Below are 13,795 nucleotides of genomic sequence, written 5' to 3'. Positions count from 1 at the left end.
AGGATAGTTCCTTCTACCTTTAGAGCCAAGAACACTTCGTGTTCCGAGAAAAAAATTGAAAAAGCTTGTCATAACATAAAACTTTTTTAAAGCCTACCTTGTCTACATTATAAAGGCAACCACATTCCTCCACTTAAAATACAGAAAGGAAACTAAAACCTATGAATGAATTACTTAAAAAGACCTATGAAGCTGTCATCTGCTATGAAAAAGATACCATTGAAATGAGCAGTCGTGTTGATGCTGAAATCCATACGCTCATGAAAACTTACATAGAACAGTCCGGTGACAAAGAAAGCGAACAAATCAAAACCCTCCTGTATCAAACGGCGTTGACCGCTGAACAAGAGGGCTTTGAGCTGGGCATAAAATACACAATGAAAACGTTACTTCACCTTTTATCCGATTAAAGAATATCAATCATTTTCAAAACTTTCATTTTCTTATCGATATCGCAATATTTCAACTTATCCATAATTTTGTCATCCAATGTCTTTTCCTGCTCCTTGTTAATTGCAAAGGTATATTCCCCACCGATGAAAAAATCCACACTGCATTTTAAGATATCAGCTATTTTGACAAGGAGCGTTAAGGACGGATTCGCACGACCGCATTCGATATTGCTGACGTGACTAGGATTCACGTTCAGCTGATTGGCAATCGCTTCTTGTGTAACCGCAAGAGCTTGTCTGCGTTCTTTGATTTTCTGTCCGATTGTCACGAAATCTAAATCATTCATGGCTTTGCTCCTCATCTTTACTGCTTTTATTTATTTTAATGCAGTAATTGCGAGGAAATAATAGGCTAATTTAAAATATCATTAGTAATAACTAAATATATTGTGCTATAATGTCGATATAGACTTCAATATGGGAATTTATAGAAAACAATAGGAGGGTTGTTTGTATGAAAAAAAACAGGAAAGGGTGATTTTCTTTTATTCTAAAATCCAAAATCAAGAGAACACTTCGTGTTCCGAGAAAAAAATTGAAAAAGTTTATCAAAATATAAAACTTTTTTGAATCTTTGCTTGTCTTAGTAGTATCAAGTCAAAATTAAAGGAGAAAATCATGAAATTAAAAAGACTTATTGCCACGGCTTTATGCCTACTCATCAGTGTCACAAGCCTATCCGCATGTGCAGAGCAAGAAACAGAAGAATCTTCTTCCAAACCTGTATCCAGTTCTGCAAGCTCTAAGAAAGAAAGCTCAAAAGCTTCTTCCAAAAAAGAAGAAGTTAAATCCGAAAGCTGGGATTCCAAAAAGCTTGAAAAGATTCCCGAAGTTATCTCCGGAATCAAAGACATGACCGCTGAAAAGACTGCCAAGAAAGACGAAAAGCTTGATATCATGTCTTTGGTCAAGTATGACGAAAAAATCGTAAAATCCGTCACAGTAGACGACTCCAAGGTCGATTACTCCAAAGCCGGTACTTACGAGGTGACATACACCATTGAGTTTCAAAAGAAAGAGCTGCAAGAATATCTCGATAAGAACAAAGTTGAAGATATTATCGTTCCCAAGACCGATACACAGACTATCACGGTGACAATCACAGTAATGATTGACGTTCTTGAGCCAAAAGAAATTGAAAAGCTCAAAGAAGAAGCCAAGAAAGACCCCGAGAAAAAGACCGAAGTATTAAGTTCCAAAACAACCGGCACACAGGCTGAAAGCAAGAATGAAAGTAAATACGTCAAACAGCCTGAATCTAAATTCACAACACCGGAAAGCAAATCCGAGGATAAGCCTGTTACGATTCTGCCTGTAAATCCTACAGCTCCAAATAAGCCCAGTACGCCTGAAACAAAGCCGACGACACCTAGCAAACCTACAGAAACTGCTAAACCTGTCACACCGCCTACTAAGCCGTCCGAGCCAAGCAAGCCGGTAACACCAAGTAAGCCTGACCCAACTCCGGCACCTACCGTTAAGCCGACTCCTGTTCCGACACAAAAACCGACACCTGTACCCACGCCGGAGCCTGTTAAACACAGCTGGCTCGAAATCGGTCATAACAACAGAGTGAAGAGTAAAGAGCCGATTTACGAATACATCGACGTTTACGAAACACACAGGATTTCCAACGTAGACGGTTCTGACTTGACAGAAGAGTACAATAATCATGGTGGCGGTCGTCCGTGGGCAGAATTCGAAACTTCCAATGATAGCAGAAAAGCCGCACGTTCAGACTGGCGTGAAGAACAGGTGAAAGTAGACACGAACCTAGAAATCGTTGGCTGGACTGAAGAAGTTTGGGAGTTTATCGTAGAGGGTTATCACTGTCAAATCACAGGCGAATGGAGCGACACAAGACCTACTGACGGTTTCCCGATTCAGGCTTCGCCTGATAGACGCTCATAAGTAAAAACAAAAAAGGCTGTAACGAGAGAACCGTTACAGCCTGAATTTTAGAAAAGGAGTGAATCATTATGACGAGCGTAATAATAGCAATCCTAGCCATCATCGGTATTGCACTGACATTTATCGGAAGCGGTATCTACGTACTCATATCCATCATCAACTATCAGTTCCCACCGCAATTCTATCTCGAATGGGGGCTATTCTTCCTGTGCATACTTGCCGTTTGCATCATTCGCAGAATTAGAATCAAAAAAGCAATGAACCAGAATCAGAAACCAATCGTAAAAAACGACAATATCATTGACGTAAAAGTCTGTGAATCAAAAAGAAGAAAAAGAAGATAGGAGCTAAAAATAATGGTTACAACAGGTTGGCTGGGAGCAGTAATAGCTTCTACAGCGAAAACGAGACAGTGCTACGCATTGTCGGGTGTAGGATTGAAAGATAGGCGAAAAGCCTGTATAATTAAAATTATAAAAAAATCAAAGAAAGTGAGTTGAGAGTAATGTACACAATGAACAGAACATCCCCATTCGGAAGAAGAAATTTCGTTGACACAACATGTACACATGATAGGCAAACACAAGATATTCTCAGCACACACGGTATGTTTGCTGAATGCATGTACGGCGACATGGAAGAAGTAGCCGTAGAGCTGAATTACTTCATGGCATGGATGACACGCTATTTCCCTAAGACATTCAAACTTATCGAACAGTCGCAGTCGCAGACACCATATGGCTGCTGTGTGATTGCCAGTTATGTGTGTTAAAAATAGCCTTAGCCGGCTATCGGTGGTAGAATTGAGAACATAGAAAAACCCGAACTCAAGTATAGAGTAGAGTTTATGCATAAGCTCAAAAGCAGTGACAATTCGTCACTGCTTTTTTTTACCCAAATATAAGAATTTGCATAGAACAAATCAAGAGTTCAAAGCAAATAGGCTTTAAATCGATTTAAACATACCAAATTTTGATTTTAAAGCTTAATCAATATAATATCATGCCTAATATAAAAACTAAAATTAACGGCATTTAAACGCAAAATAAGAGTATACACAAAAAAGGAGAAAAATAATGATTGAGATTAAAAGTATTCGAAACTGCAAGACAGAAGAGTATGACGAAGTATGGGCAATTGTCAGAAGCTTGAAAAGCAAATCGAACAAAATTAGGCAAGTAAAAGAGTTATCGCCCACTTCGGACTTATTTTTCAAATACCTGAAGTGGAAGAAAGACGGTGTATGGAACGAAACAAAGTTTAAAGAAGAATATGTTCCTCAGTTTTTACAAAACTTGAAGTACGGTCAAGAGAAAGGATACGAAAAATTAAACGAGCTGTACCAAAAAGACAAAGACGGTAAAAAAATAGCCTTGCTATGTTTTTGTACAGACGAAAAGATGTGCCACAGAAGCATTATTGCAGGACTGCTGCAAGGCGTAAATTGCAGTATACAAACAGAGACACAAAACGACTACAGCTTTTACTTCGAAAAATACAAGAATTTGAAGTAAAATAAAGCTTGTACCCAATGTACCCGTTTCAAAGCCACTTTATATATAGTACACAACACATGGGTGTGTGTAAATACGACGTATAATTAACGTATATATTATATGTATATATAAAATTTCCTATATATTATTATTTTAATTTTGGGTACAATGGGTACAAAGGTACTCAAACCTATGGTATTGCTGAAAAAAACCTGTACCCATTTCAAAAAAGCACTTGGGTACAATGGGTACAAGACAAATTTCAAAACCTGTAAACCCTTGGTATTACTGAATTCTTATTTTTAGGCTTGTACCCATTTCAAATCTCAAATTAAGAGACAAACTCAACTTTCATCAACTTTTTTCAAAATCAAGAACATTTCTCATTTTTAAAAGTGGTCTTTCAAAGGACAAAAAAGTCTTTTTTGAAACCAATGAAAGACCATCTCTGATTTTGGTTCTAAAATAGAATATTTGTTGATAATTCATAAATCATATATACTTACATTAACTTGTTTATGCAAACCAAATAAATAGTTACAAATCTGTCACACATTTTGTACCCAAGTGAAAAAGCAAATGGGTACAAGCTTTATTTTAGAAAGAAACACAGGAAACAAGCGGTCTAAGACCCTGTTTTCAGCTAAAAATGGGCGTTATTATAACAAAACCTGTACCCAAGTGAAAAAGCAAATGGGTACAAGATAGTCGAAAATTAGTTCGAGTTTTTAATGGAAAAGAACTTAATCGGTTATAAAAATATATCAAAATTTAAAAGATTCTAGCGAATTGATGTTAAAGCTCTGAATAGCCTAAACGGCTATCGGGAAAAATATTGAATCGAATAAAAACCCGAACACTGAGATGCGTGACCTAAAAAAAGAAGTGGGCAATTCAGTTTACTCACTCCTTTTTTATCTTGAGGATTATGACAAACTACTGTAATGAATGACAAGGTACTTCCCCAAGACATTCAAACTTATCGAGCAATCGCAGTGACAGGCACCATCAGACTGCTGTGTAATTGCCAGTTACATTTGTTAAAATAGCCTAAAACGGCTATCCGTGGTAGGCAGGACTGAAAAACATAATAGAAACCCAAACTCAAGTTATAGTGGAATTTATGAATAATCTCAAAGGCAACCCTGTTATCTCCACTTTTGATAACATCCACACAGAAGGACTTATTTTGGACGAAGAAGTTATTGATTAAATGGTATGGAATAAGTAGTACCACAAAAGGGAGTGGCGCGGTAATTGACGCGTCACTCCCTTTTGTGGTAGAATAAGTAGTCCTTCATAATTGAAGAAGTTCTGATAATTGAATATTGCCAATGTTTTTTAGTTCATTTGAAAAATTAAGTTCGCCTATATAATTGATTATTTTATAGTAGTCACTTTTAAATGAACTTATTCCTTTTATTATGTTAAGTTCAGACCAAGATGTGTAAGCTAGGCTCAGAAAGTCATCATTAGCATTGTTCAAAATATCATGAATATCTACTTTTAAGCAGCTTAGTGTCGCTAATGTCTGTGGCAACTCCACATTTCGGTATTTCCATTTGCCACCAGCACTGAAAAAGTCACGAAAAGAGCTACTATAATAAAAATAATTTTCTATTATGTATTCATGTGCTCTTGAATAGTTGGCTCTTTTTGACGTAATCAAATCTTGAGGATACAATACTAAAATTTCTGCTTTGATTTTGGTTTTAATATCTGAGGGTAATTCATTTAAAGATGTAGGTTTGATAGAATCAGTATCTTGTGGAACAAACCACTTTACACCTGTTGTATTTTCTTTTAGGTAATTTTGCAGAAAGGATACTTTTTCTTTCTCAGACAGATTTCTAAGTTGGTAATATTCGCTTGCACTAGAAAACACACTGGTGTCTGCGTTCATGTTAATTTTAAAACGAGGACTATGCGTCACGTTAATTGCAGCTGTAGCTGTCCAATAGGGAGCAAATTTAATGAGTATATGGTCTTTTTGAGGTTCTTTACTACCAAAAAGAATATATATCTCTTCATATTCTTCATCGCTAATACTTTCAAAAACAGAATTCCCGTTGGTATCCCATGACCCATTATTTCTACTTTTTAGTTCCAGACCGTACCTCTTACCATTTAAAATAATATCCATATCTGGGAAGTGATGGCCATAGTGAGTTATGAACTCTAAGGACTCACTGGTCTCTTTTTTTATGTCATCTGCAATTAATGGGACTAACTTCTCAAAACCATTATCATTGCCCCTACTGACAAGATATTCTTTAGATATTGGATCCATCTCTTCAATTTTATTTTTAAATAGAGTAAGAACGTCAATTATGTTCAACAAAAACGACCTCCAATTTGAAAGGAAAATTTTATGTATAAGACATACCATAATAATAATTATAACACAGTTAATACACTTTGCACCAGCATTCCTACCAATGTTAAGAAACTAAATGTCGCAAGTTTATTTTCTGGTGCTGGCGGTATGGATTTAGGCGTTTTGGGTGGCTTTGAATATTTGGGAAAAATGTACGAGTCCAATCCATTTAATATAGTCTTTGCTAATGACATTTTTGAACAAGCAGCAGACATATATGAAGCTAATTTTCATCATAAGGTAGAGCGAAGAAGTATAGTAGACCTTGACGTGAATAGGGATTTACCAAACGTAGAAGTAGATATAGTTCTTGGTGGTTTCCCTTGTCAAACATTTTCATACGCAGGAAAACGAAATGGTCTTGCAGATGAAAGAGGGCTATTATATCTTCAAATGATTAGAGTAATCGACCATTATCTGCCGAAAATGTTTATCGCTGAAAATGTAGATGGAATAAGAAATTCAAGAAAAAACTTAAAAGGGGAAAATGTTAATGAATCTGCACTTAGCGTTATTTTGTCTGATTTCGAAAAACACGGTTATAATGTTCAATATCAGGTTTTGACCGCAGCAGATTTTGGTGTTCCTCAAATGCGTAGACGTGTCATAATAATGGGTATTAGAAAGGATTTAGGTACAATAAATAATCAGTATTACCCAAAACAATTATTTGACGAAACAGGGATACATACAGGGCGAAGATGGCTAAATGCAAAAGATGCAATAGATGATTTATGGGACAAATTAAATGATTCCAGCATACCCAACCACACAGTAAAAGATATATCTAAAGCTAAGTTTTACCCCGGAAAAAAGACACAAGGTAATAACAGGATTTCAGAAAATAAGCCAGCACCCACAATAAGAGCAGAACATCATGGGAATATTGAAGCACATTATCGTACTACTGGAAGTAATGAAAGCGATATGTCTACATGGCGCAGATTAAGTGTTCGTGAGTGTGCAAGATTGCAATCATTTCCAGATACGTTCAATTTTGTTACAAGTGCCTCATCCGCCTATAAAGCTGTCGGTAATGCAGTGCCCCCGGTTATGGCATGGCATATTGCACGTGCTGTTTTTTACACTCTTGATAAATTGGGATTAGTAAAAAAAAATAGATTATCTTCTGAATGCCAAGAAATTGAGTGTTGATAACTTTTTAGATACCTACAAGGCAGATTTTACGGAGTATTTGAACAAAGCAAGTCCGCCGCCGTTCTGAAAAACGATACACAGAGCTGACGGAATAGCTTTATGATAAGCACCGAAAGTCAAAGCGGTTGTTTATCAGAGAAACCTTGTGAACTGTCCGAACAGGAGTATTCTGCTTTGGTTAAAGCACTGCTTTTAAATAACGAGCTTGCAAGTCTGGAGCTTGAACAGGTCGATGTGCGAACTGCGTGGGGTATCTGAAAAGATGAATACGCTCTGATAAAGACGGCATTGGCGAGAAGCTAATGCCGTCTTTACATACATATAGAAAATAATACGATTATGGTGTATACTGATAGAAACTTTTCAGGAGGTAGCTTATGGTTAATAATAGGTTTATTCAGTGTAATGCCTGTGGAATGAAGATAAATCTTCGCATCCAAATGGGAAGATTTGATATTCCTTTTCATATTCACTGCCCCGATTGTCATTCAACAATTCATGGAAAAGTTCATATGGAAGAAAATAATATTGATATAGAAAGTGCTCATAGTATTGATTGTAATGACGAGGAATTTTATTCAGTTGAATTATCAGCAGAATTTCCTACTAGAAAACCACTATACAAGAAAATCAGTAAAATTGAATTTTCTCCATATATGCGAAACATTCAATTTTACGGCGATGGAGAAAAGGCGATAAAACTAACACAAGAAACCACATATTTTGCTGATTTTATCAAGTTTGGTTTGGGAGAAATAAAACAAAATTTCGAGCTATTTTGGAATAACCAAAACAAAACACTACTTACAAGACTCGAAAAGACAATTAGCAAATACCCACACATCTTACTTTCAAAGATAAACAATAACTTTGATTCCGTAATGGCTTTACATCAGCTTTTATTAACTACAACGGGTATCTCATATGTTATTAATAAAAACAGTCTTTGTGAATATTCACAAATAGGTAATTTAGTTGTTGGAAAACCAGTTTATTCCACTCAAATTATTGATTTTATCAATACTGACAAAATTGATTTTAATAGCATTGAAAAAAAAGGAATTAAATTGGTCGAATTATTTGCTAAAGTATATGAACAACTAATTCCCGTGGTTGCACTTAAAAATGGAGGTTGCTTTGAAAATGTAGATAAAGAAAAATATGGCATTATGACGGCGAACTTTGATGAACTAACTGATTTTTATGCCAAAAGCTATGAATGGATATTAGATAACATTTCAGTAGTTTTGGGACTTAACAATATATATGTCCGAAACGATTCCTCACAGTGCATCAACGGAAAAGCATATAAAGATTTTATTAAAGAATCAAATGGGAATCGGATAAAAAACGGATATATCGGCGAAGAAGAACCGTTTAGCAAACCAATTAGTAGTTTGAATAATCGAATTAGAAATGCCATTCAACACTTTGATAGTGATATTGATTATGGGACACAATTGATTACTTTTAAAGATAGAGCCAAAAAAGTCGAATTGTATTTGATGGATTTTACCGATTTGTGTATAGAAAATTTTGGCATTGTATTTTACATATTAGAGTTAGTATATAACTTGAGAAAATTAACACTAATGCAAGAAGGCATCTTTCCTAGCATTTCAGTAAAAGATTCAAAAATCGCAGATATGCGACATAAGAATAAAATTGGTAGAAACGAACCCTGCCCTTGCGGTAGTGGGAAGAAATATAAGCGTTGTTGCGGGATTTGATTAGTTTTTCTACACATTATGTGAATAAATAGGAGGTGAAAACATGAACACAATTTATTGGAATGGCAAAATGGATATGGGGCTTGAAGATTTGGCTGATTACATTTCAAATACTGCAAAGACTTACTGCTCACAAGCATTATTATGTGCCGAACAGTCTTTAAATAGCGAGAGCTGTAAATATATTACTAATGAAAGCATGAAGAGATTTTTAGCTATTATGCAGACTCTGACTACCGACATTCCTGATATTTTCTATCATCAGCATGAAGATTTATTTGAAACTACCGATGAATCATCATTTAGTCTAAAAATGAAATCATATATAATGTTAGGTTCAGTCGTTGAAAGCACAATGCAAATTTTTATGTCTGTTTATTTACATGATTACACTAATTCAAACTGGAATGTATGGGTAGATTTTGAAGAGAAGAAGGTTCAAACTACAATTTTGCCTGTCATTGAGTCACTTATTGAAGCTGACACAATAGAAAGAAATCAAGGACTTTCCCTCGAAAAAGCAGTTAAGGACAAGATAAAAAAACACAGAAAACTAACATCTATTGACAAAGTCATGCTTGATGAACTAATTTTGTTTTTTAAACAGAACTCTATCTGTGATATTGAGGATATTTCTCATCTGCGAAGCATACAACGAAGTAGAAACTGTATTCATTCATATATGGACCGTAGTATTGGTTCATGGGCAGACTTAACATACTCAATAAGGTTTTTGGGCTACTTTATGGAGATGCTAATGGGGCGATTCCCAGACCTAAGTTATTTGGAGAACTACTAAAAATTGAGGATAAAAACTAAATAATTGTTACATAGCCGAAAGGTTTTTTTAACGGAAAATCACTCGGCTATTTCTATATTATGGAGGCAATGAAATACGTAAACAAGCAAGAAGTATAGCCTATACGGCTATCGAGAAAAATATTGAATCGAATAAAAACCCGAACACAAATATGTGTGACCTAAAAAAGAAGTGAAAATTTTTTCTCACTACTTTATCTTTTGAATCGAAAAGCACAAGATAAAAAGTGATTTATCTTGATTTTCTTGTGCTTTTTAAATACTGTAAATATAGATAAATAAAAAATTTGAGGTGACTATTAGTGCAAGAAAGTGATTATATTATTTGGTGGGAGACAGAAAAAGAAACTGGATTACAAGATATTAAAACAACGTTCGTTAATCTTTTTTCTAAAACCGCTTTTTTTCCACCAATTTATCATCCGATTCTATATAAGTATTTAAAAAATTCTCAACTGAAATACTGGGAAAAAGAAATATTTTTATTTACACAAGATAAAATAAGAAAACTTGAGGATAAGTTAAGTAAGGAAGTTATGATTTCCTTCTTATTATCAAAATTTCACCTTTTATCCAATACCTATCAGAGCTTATTGAATTTAGAAGAAAGAATCATGTTAATGAATAGATTCAAAGGAAATGAAGAACTTAAAGCAAAGATTTTTAGTATCAATATTTATAACGATTTATTAAATACAGCGTTCAGCAACATACTAGAATTATTTATTGAATTTGAAAGTGTTATAGACGGGAAAAATTTATTTCAAAAAAATCTTAAATCAAAAATTGACTGCTTAGCAAGCTCAAAAAGAGGATATAAGAAAATCACTGATTTAGCAGATGCTAATATTCGCAATGCAATATCTCATGGTAGTGTCAAAATAATTGGCTCTGAAATGACATTTTCTTATAGAATAGGCGCAGAACACTTACAACAGGAATTAACCGTATATGAATTCAAAGACTCCATTCTTCAATTATATGATGGAGTAAGTGCTATTGTACTTGCTTGGGTTGGCTACCTATGCGAAGCAAACATTTCTTATAATGAAATATATAAAAATGAGGCTCTCCATGAAGATACTTTGTTGTTCTTTGAGAGACTATCTATGTCAACATTACTTACAACATGCGATAGGGTATTTCAGATTGAAGTTAATAACCAAAATCGCATAAGTGTTGAACTGATTGGTGTCGACTTAGATATTGACTCAAGGATTTTTCTTGGTTTACATACTGCTGAAAGGATTTTTAAATTAAGAGAGTTGTCAGCAAAAGATACCATTATGGTTTCGTTTCACTCTCCTAAAGTTCTCAACTCTTTTTTTACTGTAAGTTGTGAAGTTATCAGTAATTTATCAAATGGAGTCATTAATTTAGCAGAAGCATGGGAAAGTGTTTTAGCTTGTGAAAATGCTTTAATGTTTCCAATTAATGATGAAGATAGAAATGAGTTTGAAGACTCTTTTCGCTACTATCCAGACATTGAAGGCGACGGTTTCCGTATTACTGAAATTGAAGATATTAGCACAGATAAACAAAAAAGGTTTAAAGCTGTGGCTTATCTTGACAAAGCTACACGACCCAATCATGTTAAGGGCAAAGTTGAAGAAATTATATCTATCATAAAAGGCATAGAGAACTACGGTTTCACTTCAAATAAAGTTAAGCACGGAAAGATGAGTGCAGACATAATTTATTTAGTTCTTTACAAAAAGGAAGTTCGCAGAGGGAACGATAGAGGTCTGTACGCTAGTAACAACAATTTTATCGCACAAATTCAATATGACGCTGATATGAGCTTTCCAATACATAATAGATTTATAGACCGGTACTTAAAGAAACGTCGTGAAAAAACGGTAGAATATAATTGGAATCCCAATTTCGTGTGATATGGAATTTAACCATCGCTACATCCATGAAAATTGGCTGTGGTAATGAGAAATTTAAGATTACCAGCGTTGAGAATGTGTGTGGTAAAAATATATAAATTGAGATGTTGGAGAAAAAATGTCCCCGACATAGAGAAACAAAGCTTTCAGAAAAATGCAAGCTCTGTTTCTCTATTAATGGTTATTAATAAAGAACTTATTCAAATTTTAGCTATATTATTTTGTCTTTATTCCCTCTGAAAATATTTTTTCTTGACAATTAATTAGCATCGTGACATAATGACGTTATAGGTACATGTCATCATGTAGGAGGTCTATAAATGAATCCCAATATTATTCAAGGCAGTTTAGAATTAGGTGAAAAAATAAAACAAAGGAGAAATGAATTAGGGCTTACCATCGAACAAGCCGCATCAATTGCTGGTATCGGTACAAAAACATGGAGCCGTTATGAATCAGGCGAGTCAATTCGTAACGATAAAGTAAAAGGGATTTGTAAAGCGTTAAGGTGGTTAAATTTTTCAAAATGTACCAATACGAATGATTCTGAAGACGATGCTATCAATCTTGACAAGTATATCAATCATGAAGCATGGTCTTCCTATCTTGCAAACACTTTTGGAAAATACGCTGCTGCGTCTTTTGCAATCGGAAGCGATATAGTTTTAGACCATTTAAATGAAGATATTCAGGCGTTATCGTCATTACCTCGTGGCTCGCATATGAGAGAATTAGATTTTTCCTTCCTTCAAGACGATTTACCCGCTCAGTTCCTAATGAACTATGACTATGATTTTTTATATCATCTGCGCTCTGTTATTACTGATTTTAGACTTCAAGCAGGTCATGGAACTGAAATCGTGGCACATAGCGTACTAGATGAATTAGCTTTATATCTAATATTAGAAAACTCCCGTTCCTTGATGGAGCTTGCTGAACCAGAAACATTAGAAGATGACAACGATGAAAATTTTGAATACTGGGATGATTGGATATATGATCTTTTTGGTGATTCCGATTTAATTTATTTTTTGTATTCAGACCGATATATAAATTCCGATTGGAATTATCATTTTGATCATTGGTTAGAGCAACAATTCTGGTGTGATTAGATATTACTTTGGTAGTGATTTCTTTAACTTCACTTTTACTTATGAAATTATAATTTCTTAATGCTTTATTTCTATCAGAAAAACATACATGGATGTACAAGGGTAAGCCTATGGCAACCTACCAGATATCTGATATCAACGTGAAATATTGAGCCATTTTTGACTCCATTTCCAAATCACAAATCATCCAAAGCAACGTTTTTTTAAGTTACTCTTAATCTACTTTATCTTCAGCCGGATCAACTTCATACCAATGTTCTGTATTACGTTTGCATTCTAATGCCGGGATCCTTTTGGTTACTTCTCTCTTTAAACTACCATCGTTTCTGAAAATTTCTCTCCATTCGATAGGTTTATTATAATACTTCATTTTTCCGCCACACTGAAGGCACTTGTCAATATGTATTTTTTCTAAAGTAAGTTTTTCACCTTTTCCATTAATGGCAAAATTTATAAATAAGGGATACCTTGTTTGAGTTTTTGTGATTCTTCTTAGACTAAATATAATAAAACATAGGACAAGCACTACCAATAATACAATTAAGTATGTCATAATTTCGCTTTTTAATAGTACCTTAGCATTACCGTTAAAAAATTCTAATATACTTTTTATTATTTTACCCAAAGGTAACAATCCTACAATACTAATAGCAAAACCAACCCATGTTAAAATCGCCATAGTAATTGAACTCCGCCATATCGGCTCTGGAGTGTACTTTGCTTCTTGATAAGATTTTACAGCGGGGATATTATTGATTATATCTCCTGCTGCAATTTGTGCCGTATCATTAAAATTCATGATACCATTAAAACTATTTTTATTTTGATTCTTATTGTGTCTGTGCATA

14 protein-coding genes are annotated in these 13,795 nt (G+C 34.5%); 11 read left to right on the top strand and 3 right to left on the bottom strand.

Annotated features, from left to right (window positions below):
• Nucleotides 1–161: 161 nt before the first annotated feature.
• Nucleotides 162–410, top strand: coding sequence for a hypothetical protein (locus CS931_RS01060; protein ID WP_099203910.1), 249 nt, complete (start codon nt 162–164; stop codon nt 408–410).
• On the opposite strand, the gene CS931_RS01055 is transcribed toward CS931_RS01060, so the two are convergent.
• Complete coding sequence (locus CS931_RS01055) at nt 407–739, bottom strand: helix-turn-helix domain-containing protein (protein ID WP_159459707.1); 333 nt, start codon at nt 737–739, stop codon at nt 407–409. The two genes, CS931_RS01060 and CS931_RS01055, sit on opposite strands and share 4 nt — an antisense overlap.
• Before the next feature lie 331 nt (nt 740–1,070).
• Between CS931_RS01055 and CS931_RS13020 the strand changes: the two genes are divergently transcribed.
• The 4 genes from CS931_RS13020 to CS931_RS01040 all read left to right on the top strand — a co-directional run bounded on the left by CS931_RS13020 (nt 1,071) and on the right by CS931_RS01040 (nt 3,877).
• The gene (locus tag CS931_RS13020) at nt 1,071–2,363 is read left to right on the top strand and encodes a hypothetical protein (protein WP_099203908.1); all 1,293 of its coding nucleotides are present in this window, start codon (nt 1,071–1,073) and stop codon (nt 2,361–2,363) included.
• Between the two features lie 68 nt (nt 2,364–2,431).
• Complete coding sequence (locus tag CS931_RS01045) at nt 2,432–2,707, top strand: hypothetical protein (RefSeq protein WP_099203907.1); 276 nt, start codon at nt 2,432–2,434, stop codon at nt 2,705–2,707.
• A gap of 170 nt (nt 2,708–2,877) precedes the next feature.
• Nucleotides 2,878–3,135, top strand: coding sequence for a hypothetical protein (locus tag CS931_RS12545; protein ID WP_143826215.1), 258 nt, complete (start codon nt 2,878–2,880; stop codon nt 3,133–3,135).
• A 304-nt stretch (nt 3,136–3,439) separates the two neighbouring features.
• On the top strand, nt 3,440–3,877 hold the full coding sequence (locus CS931_RS01040) for a DUF488 family protein, N3 subclade (protein ID WP_099203906.1): 438 nt from the start codon (nt 3,440–3,442) through the stop codon (nt 3,875–3,877).
• 1,279 nt (nt 3,878–5,156) lie between these two features.
• Here the strand turns inward: CS931_RS01040 and CS931_RS01035 are convergent.
• Nucleotides 5,157–6,197, bottom strand: a complete 1,041-nt coding sequence (locus CS931_RS01035; RefSeq protein ID WP_143826214.1) for a hypothetical protein — start codon at nt 6,195–6,197, stop codon at nt 5,157–5,159.
• A 33-nt stretch (nt 6,198–6,230) separates the two neighbouring features.
• Between CS931_RS01035 and CS931_RS01030 the strand changes: the two genes are divergently transcribed.
• From CS931_RS01030 to CS931_RS01010, 6 genes are all read left to right on the top strand, one after another.
• Complete coding sequence (locus CS931_RS01030; RefSeq protein WP_099203904.1) at nt 6,231–7,391, top strand: DNA cytosine methyltransferase; 1,161 nt, start codon at nt 6,231–6,233, stop codon at nt 7,389–7,391.
• Nucleotides 7,392–7,493: 102 nt separating this feature from the next.
• Complete coding sequence (locus CS931_RS12615; RefSeq protein WP_159459706.1) at nt 7,494–7,652, top strand: hypothetical protein; 159 nt, start codon at nt 7,494–7,496, stop codon at nt 7,650–7,652.
• A 119-nt stretch (nt 7,653–7,771) separates the two neighbouring features.
• Nucleotides 7,772–9,124 carry a YecA family protein gene (locus tag CS931_RS12850; protein ID WP_099203903.1) on the top strand — a complete coding sequence of 451 codons (1,353 nt, stop codon included), beginning with the start codon at nt 7,772–7,774 and terminating at the stop codon, nt 9,122–9,124.
• 43 nt (nt 9,125–9,167) lie between these two features.
• The gene (locus tag CS931_RS01020; RefSeq protein WP_099203902.1) at nt 9,168–9,923 is read left to right on the top strand and encodes a hypothetical protein; all 756 of its coding nucleotides are present in this window, start codon (nt 9,168–9,170) and stop codon (nt 9,921–9,923) included.
• 322 nt (nt 9,924–10,245) lie between these two features.
• The gene (locus CS931_RS01015; RefSeq protein WP_099203901.1) at nt 10,246–11,835 is read left to right on the top strand and encodes a hypothetical protein; all 1,590 of its coding nucleotides are present in this window, start codon (nt 10,246–10,248) and stop codon (nt 11,833–11,835) included.
• A gap of 320 nt (nt 11,836–12,155) precedes the next feature.
• The gene (locus CS931_RS01010; protein WP_099203900.1) at nt 12,156–12,947 is read left to right on the top strand and encodes a helix-turn-helix domain-containing protein; all 792 of its coding nucleotides are present in this window, start codon (nt 12,156–12,158) and stop codon (nt 12,945–12,947) included.
• 214 nt (nt 12,948–13,161) lie between these two features.
• Here CS931_RS01010 and CS931_RS01005 read toward each other — a convergent pair whose 3' ends face one another.
• Nucleotides 13,162–13,794: a hypothetical protein gene (locus CS931_RS01005; protein ID WP_099203899.1), complete on the bottom strand. Its 633-nt coding sequence runs from the start codon at nt 13,792–13,794 to the stop codon at nt 13,162–13,164.
• Between the last annotated feature and the right edge of the window lies 1 nt (nt 13,795).

This window comes from Scatolibacter rhodanostii (genome assembly GCF_900197595.1).
GTDB classification, from domain to species: Bacteria; Bacillota; Clostridia; order Oscillospirales; family Acutalibacteraceae; genus Scatolibacter; species Scatolibacter rhodanostii.
The sequence above is the reverse complement of the archived record's forward strand: the minus strand, read 5'-3'. Positions and strand labels throughout refer to the sequence as shown.

What these genes read in the sequence shown, in the direction of transcription:
- CS931_RS01060 (WP_099203910.1), top strand. Translation starts at nt 162, where the DNA reads ATGAATGAATTACTTAAAAAGACCTATGAAGCTGTCATCTGCTATGAA.
- CS931_RS01055 (WP_159459707.1), bottom strand. Translation starts at nt 739, where the DNA reads ATGAATGATTTAGATTTCGTGACAATCGGACAGAAAATCAAAGAACGC.
- CS931_RS13020 (WP_099203908.1), top strand. Translation starts at nt 1,071, where the DNA reads ATGAAATTAAAAAGACTTATTGCCACGGCTTTATGCCTACTCATCAGT.
- CS931_RS01045 (WP_099203907.1), top strand. Translation starts at nt 2,432, where the DNA reads ATGACGAGCGTAATAATAGCAATCCTAGCCATCATCGGTATTGCACTG.
- CS931_RS12545 (WP_143826215.1), top strand. Translation starts at nt 2,878, where the DNA reads ATGAACAGAACATCCCCATTCGGAAGAAGAAATTTCGTTGACACAACA.
- CS931_RS01040 (WP_099203906.1), top strand. Translation starts at nt 3,440, where the DNA reads ATGATTGAGATTAAAAGTATTCGAAACTGCAAGACAGAAGAGTATGAC.
- CS931_RS01030 (WP_099203904.1), top strand. Translation starts at nt 6,231, where the DNA reads ATGTATAAGACATACCATAATAATAATTATAACACAGTTAATACACTT.
- CS931_RS12615 (WP_159459706.1), top strand. Translation starts at nt 7,494, where the DNA reads ATGATAAGCACCGAAAGTCAAAGCGGTTGTTTATCAGAGAAACCTTGT.
- CS931_RS12850 (WP_099203903.1), top strand. Translation starts at nt 7,772, where the DNA reads ATGGTTAATAATAGGTTTATTCAGTGTAATGCCTGTGGAATGAAGATA.
- CS931_RS01020 (WP_099203902.1), top strand. Translation starts at nt 9,168, where the DNA reads ATGAACACAATTTATTGGAATGGCAAAATGGATATGGGGCTTGAAGAT.
- CS931_RS01010 (WP_099203900.1), top strand. Translation starts at nt 12,156, where the DNA reads ATGAATCCCAATATTATTCAAGGCAGTTTAGAATTAGGTGAAAAAATA.
- CS931_RS01005 (WP_099203899.1), bottom strand. Translation starts at nt 13,794, where the DNA reads ATGCACAGACACAATAAGAATCAAAATAAAAATAGTTTTAATGGTATC.